The organism is Variovorax sp. FW305-3-2-15-B-LB1 (genome assembly GCF_058787635.1).
The window spans coordinates 1-948 of sequence record NZ_JBYSZY010000119.1 but is presented as its reverse complement, the minus strand read 5'-3'; the positions used below and the strand labels follow the sequence as shown (position 1 = coordinate 948).

The following is a 948-nucleotide window of genomic DNA, read 5'->3' as shown; positions in this document are numbered from 1 at the left end:
TCGTCGGGTCTCAGCACGGCTACGAGCGGTATCTCCAGCCTGTCCACGGGCCTGAGCACCACGAACAGCAACGTGAGCAGCCTCTCGACCTCGACCTCGTCAGGCCTGAGCACGGCGACGAGCGGCATCGACAGCCTCTCGACCGGATTGAGCACAGCGACCAGTGGCATCTCGAGTCTGTCTACTGGCCTGAGCACCACGAACAGCAACGTCAGCAGCCTGTCGACGTCCACGTCGTCGGGCCTGAGCACGGCAACGAGCGGCATTGACAGCCTCTCGACCGGCCTGAGCACGGCGACCAGTGGCATCTCCAGCTTGTCTACGGGCCTGAGCACCACCAATAGCAATGTCAGCAGCTTGTCGACGTCGACGTCGTCGGGTCTCAGCACGGCTACGAGCGGTATCTCCAGCCTGTCCACGGGCCTGAGCACCACGAACAGCAACGTGAGCAGCCTCTCGACGTCTACGTCGTCCGGCCTGAGCACGGCCACGAGCGGCATCGACAGCCTCTCGACCGGCCTGAGTACAGCGACCAGCGGCATCTCGAGCCTGTCCACTGGCTTGAGCACCACGAACAGCACCGTGGGCAGCTTGTCGACTTCGACGTCGAGCGGCATCTCCAGTCTGTCGACCGGCCTGAGCACGGCGACCAGTGGCATCTCCAGCCTGTCCACCGGCTTGAGCACGACGAACAGCAACGTGAGCAGCCTCTCGACGTCTACGTCGTCTGGCCTGAGCACCGCGGCGAGCGGAATCGACAGCCTGTCGACCGGCCTGAGCACCGCCACCAGCGGCATCTCCAGCCTGTCCACCGGCCTGAGCACCACGAACAGCAATGTGGGCAGCCTGTCCACCGGCTTGAGCACGACGAACAGCAATGTGAGCAGCCTCTCGACCGGCCTGAGCACCGCCACCAGCGGCATCTCCAGCCTCTCCACAGGCCTGAGC

General features: G+C 64.8%; 1 protein-coding gene. It reads right to left on the bottom strand.

All coding sequences use genetic code 11. The features are described 5' to 3' along the window. Positions 1-948: hypothetical protein (locus AC3WQR_RS31555; RefSeq protein ID WP_492745982.1), on the bottom strand; the 948-nt coding region annotated here is incomplete at both ends.